Source organism: Acidithiobacillus sp. HP-11 (genome assembly GCF_015100075.1).
GTDB lineage: Bacteria > Pseudomonadota > Gammaproteobacteria > Acidithiobacillales > Acidithiobacillaceae > Acidithiobacillus > Acidithiobacillus thiooxidans.
The window spans coordinates 1-7545 of record NZ_JACKYY010000072.1; the positions used below are offsets into that span (position 1 = coordinate 1).

General features: G+C 57.6%; 9 protein-coding genes, 1 pseudogene and 1 CRISPR repeat array. Of the genes and pseudogenes, 8 read left to right on the forward strand and 2 right to left on the reverse strand.

All coding sequences use genetic code 11. From position 1 onward, the window contains the following. From H7F08_RS14390 to H7F08_RS14420, 8 genes and pseudogenes are all read left to right on the forward strand, one after another. Positions 1 to 160, forward strand: a pseudogene (locus H7F08_RS14390) (transposase family protein); the annotation flags it as partial. Positions 161 to 256: 96 nt separating this feature from the next. Then, entirely contained in the window at positions 257 to 460 is a 204-nt protein-coding gene (locus H7F08_RS15575; protein WP_227487893.1) for a hypothetical protein, read from the forward strand. After that, a complete protein-coding gene (locus H7F08_RS14395) occupies positions 412 to 1347 on the forward strand; it encodes a transposase family protein (protein ID WP_227487894.1) in 936 nt (311 codons plus the stop codon). Before H7F08_RS15575 ends, H7F08_RS14395 begins: the two co-directional genes overlap by 49 nt. Continuing rightward, entirely contained in the window at positions 1335 to 2060 is a 726-nt protein-coding gene (locus H7F08_RS14400; RefSeq protein ID WP_319803979.1) for an ISAs1 family transposase, read from the forward strand. Before H7F08_RS14395 ends, H7F08_RS14400 begins: the two co-directional genes overlap by 13 nt. Positions 2061 to 2170: 110 nt before the next feature. Beyond that, positions 2171 to 2488: a CRISPR direct-repeat array (repeat unit 37 nt; unit sequence GTCTTAATCCCTTATTCATCAGGGAAACCATTCAGAC). A gap of 198 nt (positions 2489 to 2686) precedes the next feature. Beyond that, on the forward strand, positions 2687 to 3238 hold the full coding sequence (locus tag H7F08_RS15580) for a DUF6431 domain-containing protein (RefSeq protein WP_227487895.1): 552 nt from the start codon (positions 2687 to 2689) through the stop codon (positions 3236 to 3238). 129 nt (positions 3239 to 3367) lie between these two features. Next, positions 3368 to 4690 (forward strand): DDE-type integrase/transposase/recombinase, encoded by a 1323-nt coding sequence (locus tag H7F08_RS14410; RefSeq protein WP_193640919.1) that lies wholly within the window; start codon positions 3368 to 3370, stop codon positions 4688 to 4690. Beyond that, entirely contained in the window at positions 4687 to 5487 is an 801-nt protein-coding gene (locus H7F08_RS14415) for an ExeA family protein (RefSeq protein ID WP_193640920.1), read from the forward strand. Before H7F08_RS14410 ends, H7F08_RS14415 begins: the two co-directional genes overlap by 4 nt. After that, positions 5484 to 5690, forward strand: a complete 207-nt coding sequence (locus H7F08_RS14420; RefSeq protein WP_126604152.1) for a hypothetical protein — start codon at positions 5484 to 5486, stop codon at positions 5688 to 5690. Before H7F08_RS14415 ends, H7F08_RS14420 begins: the two co-directional genes overlap by 4 nt. A gap of 260 nt (positions 5691 to 5950) precedes the next feature. On the opposite strand, the gene H7F08_RS14425 is transcribed toward H7F08_RS14420, so the two are convergent. Further along, complete coding sequence (locus H7F08_RS14425; protein ID WP_193640921.1) at positions 5951 to 6319, reverse strand: roadblock/LC7 domain-containing protein; 369 nt, start codon at positions 6317 to 6319, stop codon at positions 5951 to 5953. 12 nt (positions 6320 to 6331) lie between these two features. Continuing rightward, a complete protein-coding gene (locus H7F08_RS14430) occupies positions 6332 to 7123 on the reverse strand; it encodes an MBL fold metallo-hydrolase (RefSeq protein WP_193640922.1) in 792 nt (263 codons plus the stop codon). Between the last annotated feature and the right edge of the window lie 422 nt (positions 7124 to 7545).

Genomic DNA, 7545 nt, shown 5'->3' on the forward strand with positions numbered 1-7545 from the left:
GCGTCAGATGTGTATAAGAGACAGGTCACACTTCACCCTCTTGTTTGAGGGGTTGCTCATGACCCTGATAAAGCACATGCCGGTCAAGACGGTGGCCGACCTGGTGGGGGAACATGATACGCGCCTGTGGCGGGTTGTTGAGCATTATGTCAACAAAGCCCCACGGTAGATTTGTGCAGCCAACAAATCGAATGTAAACCAACCCAGTAACCCCAAAAGCTGGACTCCAGTCCAGATTCCCGGTATAACTCGCCGGATGAAATCGATAAAAACGTTCAGCCAAAGCCTCGCGGAGATCCGGGTTCGCCCGGTCGAACACAGCGAGGAAGCCCGCTATCAGTCCCTGATGGCGGAGCATCATTATCTGGGTGCGCTACCCAAGATCGGCGAGACGCTGTGGTACGTCGCCACTTGGCAGGATCAGTTGGTGGCACAGATCAGCATGTCCGGGGCCGCTTAAAATGCGGTGTACGCGATCGCTGGATCGGCTGGGACTTCCGTTCCCAGTACGGGCGGCTCAACCTGATCGCCAACAACAGTCGCTTTCTGATTCTGCCTGACTGGCATCGCCCCAATGTTGGGTCGCGAGTCTTGTCACTGGTCGAACGCCGCATCACTGATGACTGGCAGGCCCGCTTCGGGCATCCCTTGTTCCTGCTGGAAACTTTTGTCGATCCCCGTCGTTTTTATGGGGGTGTATACCGGGCCGCCAACTGGATGGAGCTGGGATTGACTCAAGGCTATCGACGCACCCACCAAGGTTACAGCGATACTGCCGATGCCCCCAAACGGGTTTTTATTCGCCCCCTGTACCACGACACCCGTGCCCGTCTGACACACCCGGACTACCAACAACTGCAACTGACTGGAGATCCCAAGATCATGCTGAATGCCGAGCAAATGCGCTCGTTACCCCTATGTTTTTCGGACATTAAAGACCCGCGTCGCCCTCAGGGGAGACGCCATCGCCTGCCAGTGGTGCTGGGCATTGCGGCGGGCGCTACCCTGTGTGGCATGTCTGGGTATAAGGGCATGGCGAACTGGGCCGGCGGACTCGGGCAGCAAGCCCGTGAACGTTTTGGCTGCCGACGTGAGAACAAACGTTACGTCGTTCCCAGCGAATTTGTGATTCGTGATTGCCTGGTGCGGGTCGAACCGGGAACGCTGGACCGGGCGCTCAATCTCTGGAATCAGGCCTGGGGGCTACAAGACAGCGCATTGGCCATTGATGGCAAGACCATGAAAAATGCACTCGATGAAACCGGCTGCCAAACCCACATTCTGAGCGTGGTGGGCCATGAATCGAAAGCCTGCTATGCCCAAAAAAAGTCGGCATCTTACCCGTAGCCAACAGTGACGCCGTAAAACGTACCAACGAAATCGGGATGGTGATTCCCGTGCTGGAAAGCTGCGATATCACCGGCAGGGATGTGACCGCTGATGCCCTGCTGACGCAACGGGCTCTGGCCACCTATCTGGTGGAACATCAGGCGCATTACCATTTCACCGTGAAGGGCAACCAACCGACCCTTGAGCACGATATCGCAGTGCAATTCGAAAATTGTGGCACTCCCGACTTCGTTGAGGTCACCCCCGCAGACCATGGTCGTATCGAAACTCGCCGGATCTGGTGCAGCACAGCGGTCAATGCCTACCTCGGTTTTCCCCACGTCGGCCAGGCTTTCCGAATAGAACGCGAATGTGTCTACAAGAAAACCGGCAAGTGTTCACTGGAGGTCGCTCTGGGGATCACCAGTCGCACTCCGCAAGAGGCGTCACCGCAACGCGTACTGGAGGTTAATCGCGGACACTGGGCCATTGAGAGCGTGCATTACATCATCGACTGGAACTTCGATGAGGACCGTGGCCGTGCCCGTACCGGCTTTGGCCCGGAAAATCTAACGCGCTTGCGCCGCTTCGCAGTCGGCATTCTCAAATCATTCCAGAATTCTGCCCAGTCCATCGCTGAAATGATGCGCATCCTCTGTTTCCGTAATCGCATCGTCTTCGATTATCTGCGAATGACTAAAAATTCGGCACCAACCCCGCTGGGGGCCTGAGAACAAATTTACCGTGGGGCACGGGGCTATCGCACCCACAAGAATTTTATTAACATGGCTTACCTCGTACTGGGTAAGCTGGATCTCAAGCTACCCACTTAAAACAGCGAGGAACCATCCCTTATTCATCAGGGAAACCATTCAGACCGAGCCCGCGAGGGCGTCGTCGGCATCATCGGTGGTCTTAATCCCTTATTCATCAGGGAAACCATTCAGACCAAGTTAACCGAGTTATCGGCATAGTAGTAGTAGTCTTAATCCCTTATTCATCAGGGAAACCATTCAGACTTCAAGGATCGGCGCTAACGACAGCCGAGCTGTGTCTTAATCCCTTATTCATCAGGGAAACCATTCAGACATAGCTGCCGGAGTAGCCCAGAGCTACGTAGCCGTCTTAATCCCTTATTCATCAGGGAAACCATTCAGACATGACAACACCGGGTGTTACGTCTTTCGATATTTGAGTAGGAGGACGACGTTTTATCCCACGGTCATTCGGATGGATTTGGAGAACGGCTTCTTGTAGAGGGTGGGACGCAGAGGATGTAGAAAGGGCGGAATCTCCTTTGTTATCGTGGGAAGTGAATTAGGCTTTCACGATAACCAAACCCATAGGAGGTCCGCCCTTGTATCGGATTGTAGCTGATATCCCCACCCTGAAGAATCACAGTGACACCCTGGCCAGAGCTCCTGAGCGCTATCGCCCCATCCAATGCCCGCACTGTGGTCTAGGCCATCCCTGGCAGCATGGTCATTACACCCGCAAGGCCGATCGGACGACTTCTGGGCAGGAGAATCCCGTTCCGATTCCCCGTTACTTTTGCTGCGGCTGCGGGCATACCTGTTCCCGTTTGCCTTCTTGCATCGCTCCACGGCGCTGGTACGGTTGGGCTTTGCAGCAGATGGTCTTGCTGCTGTTGTGGGCGGGCCTTTCTCTCTATGCAATCAGCAGCCTCCCGACTCTGTTGGGCACTGCGCCGCCATGCCGCAGCACCTGCCGCCGCTGGGGGCGATGGCTACAGGAGCGCGCTGCAGACTTTGAATTTCGCCTGCGCAGTGCTTTTCCCGATTGGGGCCGGGTGCTGGGCTGGCCCGATTTCTGGGTGTCGGCACTCCGGCAACAGTCCCTTTCCGCCATCATGACCTGGCTCGATCATCACACTGTCAGCGTCCCATGATGCGGATGCAGCGGATCTCCGCGAAACGGGCGCTTTCCCCATAAAAGATCGACCCCACACACTTTAGTCACTGCCATCACCGAGCCCATTCTGGTGGCATAGGGGTCCCTTTTTTTGCGAGGAATGACCATGACCCAGATAGACCCCATCGCCCTGTTCCGCCTGTCCGTACTCGGCCCACTGATCAGTCGGCCCCTGCAGCGCGGAGAGTTTCAGAAGACCCTGTGGGAGCTGGCCGGGCGGGAGTACGCCATTCCCGGTTCAGGACATACCCGTCTGAGCCATAAGACCATTGCTGGCTGGTACTACGTCTGGCGTAAAGACGGTATCGACGGGTTGTCTCCCCGTCCACGCCGGGATCAGGGGCAATCCAAACTGGCAGCCGAGATTCAGGAGGCCATTCTCCGGCTGAAGCGGGAGAATCCCCGCCGCTCCCTGCTCCAGATCCTGCAGGCCCTGGAGTCTACGGGGCAGGTGTCCCAGGGCACGGTTTCCCGTTCGGCCATCCATCGTCTGTTACAGCGCCACGGCCTGTCCAGACCGGCGGGTGCGGCCAGCGAGCCTGAGGAGAAGCGCAGCTTCGTCGCTGATTGTGCCGGTGCCATCTGGTATGGCGACGTGATGCATGGCCCGCAGATATCCCTCCACGGAAAGCCGCGCAAAGTGTATTTGGTCTCCCTGATGGATGACGCCTCCCGGCTCATCACCCACAGCGCTTTCTGCCTGGGCGAAACGGCACTGGATATCGAAGGGGTGCTTAAGCAGGCCCTGCTGAAACGTGGGGTGCCCTATAAACTGGTGGTGGATAACGGGGCCGCCTATCGCTCGGGCTCCCTGCAAGGGATTTGTGCCCGGTTGGGGATATCACTGATCTACTGTCGCCCTTATACCCCCGAATCCAAAGGGAAGATCGAGCGCTGGCACCGGACCTTCCGCGATCAGTTTCTGACCGAACTGGACACGCGCCGGATCCGCGATCTGGATGATCTCAATGCGCGGCTCTGGGCCTGGCTGGAGCAGGTCTACCACCAGCGGCCCCATGGGGGTCTGGAAGGCCTGACGCCCTTGCTCCGCTATCAGCAGGATCTGCCCCGGATTCGCAGCCTCGGCACCCAGGCGGCCCACCTCGATGCGCTGTTTTATCACCGCGTGGCCCGTCGGGTGCGCAAGGATGGGACCGTCTCTTATCTGGGTCAGTTCTTCGAAGTCCCCTATGCGCTGGTAGGCAAGACCGTCACCCTCGTGGTCGACGCCCATGCCGGCCGGGTGGTGTCTGTAGAAAGCGCCGCAGGAGAAGATCTGGGCCGGGCCACGCCCCTGGACCGGGAAGCCAATGCCCACCGCAAGCGCCATCAGCCGGGTGCAGCCGATACGGCCGTGGAAGAGCCTGCCGATTCGACCAGCCTCGTGGAAATCGCCCACAAGAAGTATTACGGGGAGGATGAGCAATGAGTCAGGTCCTCCAGCACTTTGGCTTCACCCGCCTCCCTCTGGACAAGGATACGGCGGAACTCTGGGATGATGGTGCCCTGGCGCCTTTGCGGGAACGCTTCCAGTGGCTGCTGCAGTCTCCTGGCGTGGGTTTGCTGATCGGTGAGCCCGGGGTGGGCAAGACCACGGCCCTGCGCAGTCTCACCGCGTCGTTGAATCCGCACCGTTATCTGGTGATCTACCAGGCGGATACGGACTTCGGACGGATCGACATCTACCGCGGGCTGGCCCGGAGTCTGGGGGTCGAACCCAGTTACCGCCGCGCCCAGCTCTGGAAGGACATCAAGGAGCATATCCATGACCTGATGGACCACAAACAGGTCCTCCCAGTCTGGATCATCGACGAGGCGCAGAACCTGCCGCCGGAATTCTTCCGGGACTTCCCGGCCTTCCTGAACTTCGCCTTCGATTCCCGGAGCATGCTCACCGTTTGGCTGGCGGGACATCCTCATCTGGCCCAAACCCTGGACCGGATGCCCTATGCCGCTTTGGCCAGCCGTATCCAGGTGCGCATCCGCCTGGCGCCGGTCCTTGAACGGGAACGCTTTGCCGCCCTCATCACCCATGCCCTGAAGTCCGCCGGATGCCAGCACACGTTGTTATCCGACTCTGGACTGGAACTCCTCCGACAGGCGTCCAAAGGATTTCCCCGACAGGCTGGCAACATCCTCCATACCGCTCTGCGCCTGGCCGTACCCAAGGGACTCAACCATCTGCCGGATGATCTGCTGCAGGCGGCTATCGAGGCGTTGCGATGAAAGCCTATGAAGAAATGGATGAGGCAGAGGCGCTGCTGGAGGACTGGGCGCTACTGTTCCCGCAGAATCTCTCCGATGAAGCGGCGGCAGCCCTGAGTCAGTTCGTCACGGCATTGTCCAGCCTGATTGAAAGCCGTTATGGGCGACAAATAAGCCACTACCGGCACCATCCTCCCCCTCAAGCGCAGAAAGAGCCCTTCTGACGGTAACCATCCCGCGCGGGATAGCCATCGCTGTCCCGCGCTTCTCCGGGTGCGTGTTCTTGCCGAAAGACCGTGGGATAACCCCGTCGTTTCGACCTCAAATAGCTCGGGACAAGGCACCTAATTTATTGCGGGACGTAACACCTGCTGGAGATAGAGTCTCAGCCAGAGGCCGTTATGGAGCGTTTATCAGCAATACAGAAACCTGCGGAGGACGCCTCTACAGCGTGATTTCTTTCAGCCCGGCTTAGGCGGCATGCTTATGACACAACTCTTTGGCCCAGCGCAGATACCATACCGGGGATAGCCCCCGCCAAAGGACGCGTATCCGTATCTGCTGAGAGTACCAGCATCAGGAGCGCATCCGTTCCCACTGGCACAAAGAGTGCCGTATGTCTGTCACAGCGAATGCTGATCTCTTGTGCCGGGCATTCGGCAAGACCAGAACTGATATGCTCCGCAAGACGCATAACGGCAGCCCCGGCGATACCGATGAGGTTCTCGTCCGCCACCGTTTCGCCCTCCTGAAAAATCACCGCCCCTTCGTTGGAAATCAGCGCGGCACCCTGTATCTCCGGCGACATGGCGCCGAGTTGCGCATGGAGATCGTTAAACATTTCCTGATTCAAACTGCACCTCCTTCAGAGATTTTCGGGGACAGGAAACTGAAAGTCTTTCTGGGTCAACAGGTCGGGACCCGATTCCAGCCCCTCGAACCAGTCGAGGAAAGCGGTGACCGTCTCCCTTCCCTTAAAGGATGCGCCGTGCTGCGGCACAATCCATTCGATATCCATACCCCGCGCCATATTGGTCCACAGCCTGCAGACCTTCTGGCCCCCCATATAACGGCGATGGAAGCCATCCATGCCAGACGCAGCGCGATGCGCCTGGAAGGCTTCCGCACCTTCGATCACCTTGGCGGCATTATCCCCGCTGACCAGGTTGGCACCCAGATCTCCGGAGAACAGGATCCTGCTCACCGGATCGTAAACCTGGAAATTGCCCACCGAATGCATGTAATGCGCCGGTACGACAAAGAGTTCCTGCCCCGCCAGATTGACCCTCATACCCTGGGGCGGAATGCCGATGACCCGCCCGGCGGTCATGCCCTTCGAGCAGAAGTGCGGCAGAAAACGGGTCCATTCATTGGCGATGAGAATCTTCGCGTCGGTAATCAGTAGCCAGCCGTTAGCGGAGGCCACAATATCCGGATCTTCATGAGAAGCGAACACATAGTCCAGATGCGCCGGCAGGAAATAGCTCGCCATCTCTGCCAGCAGGTTCTTGTAGGTGAGGTTGCCACCGGGGTCGAGCAGCATCCCTTCACCATTATTGACAATGAGGAACTGATTGGCCTGAATCCCCTCGCCTTCCACCAGATCGGTGAAGGCTATGCATTTGTGCGTTCCGTTGTCATACAGCAACTGGGACATTATAGACTCCTATGCAGGTGATACCGGCCTGCCGTTGCGCAGTCCAACAGAATTAGGATATTTAGATCGTGGCATCATAGCATGTTATTATTTGCTTTAAAATTGTTACAGCGACTCCGCATAGTAACCCACCTGGTCAACCCCATGGCCTCAGGACGACCCCGTAAAGCCAGGCATCTTCACCGACGAAGCGGGTATTCATTCTGGCAATTGGGATCCTGTGGGATGAAACTGGACCTGTCGAGCTTAGTACCGACGCCGGGGCCTTCACGGTAAATTTGTTCTCAGGCCCCCAGCGGGGTTGGTGCCGAATTTTTAGTCATTCGCAGATAATCGAAGACGATGCGATTACGGAAACAGAGGATGCGCATCATTTCAGCGATGGACTGGGCAGAATTCTGGAATGATTTGAGAATGCCGAC

Bases quoted from the DNA above. Each gene is read 5' to 3' on its own strand.
- H7F08_RS14430 (WP_193640922.1), bottom strand. From the start codon at position 7,123: ATGTCCCAGTTGCTGTATGACAACGGAACGCACAAATGCATAGCCTTC.
- H7F08_RS14420 (WP_126604152.1), top strand. From the start codon at position 5,484: ATGAAAGCCTATGAAGAAATGGATGAGGCAGAGGCGCTGCTGGAGGAC.
- H7F08_RS15575 (WP_227487893.1), top strand. From the start codon at position 257: ATGAAATCGATAAAAACGTTCAGCCAAAGCCTCGCGGAGATCCGGGTT.
- H7F08_RS14410 (WP_193640919.1), top strand. From the start codon at position 3,368: ATGACCCAGATAGACCCCATCGCCCTGTTCCGCCTGTCCGTACTCGGC.
- H7F08_RS14415 (WP_193640920.1), top strand. From the start codon at position 4,687: ATGAGTCAGGTCCTCCAGCACTTTGGCTTCACCCGCCTCCCTCTGGAC.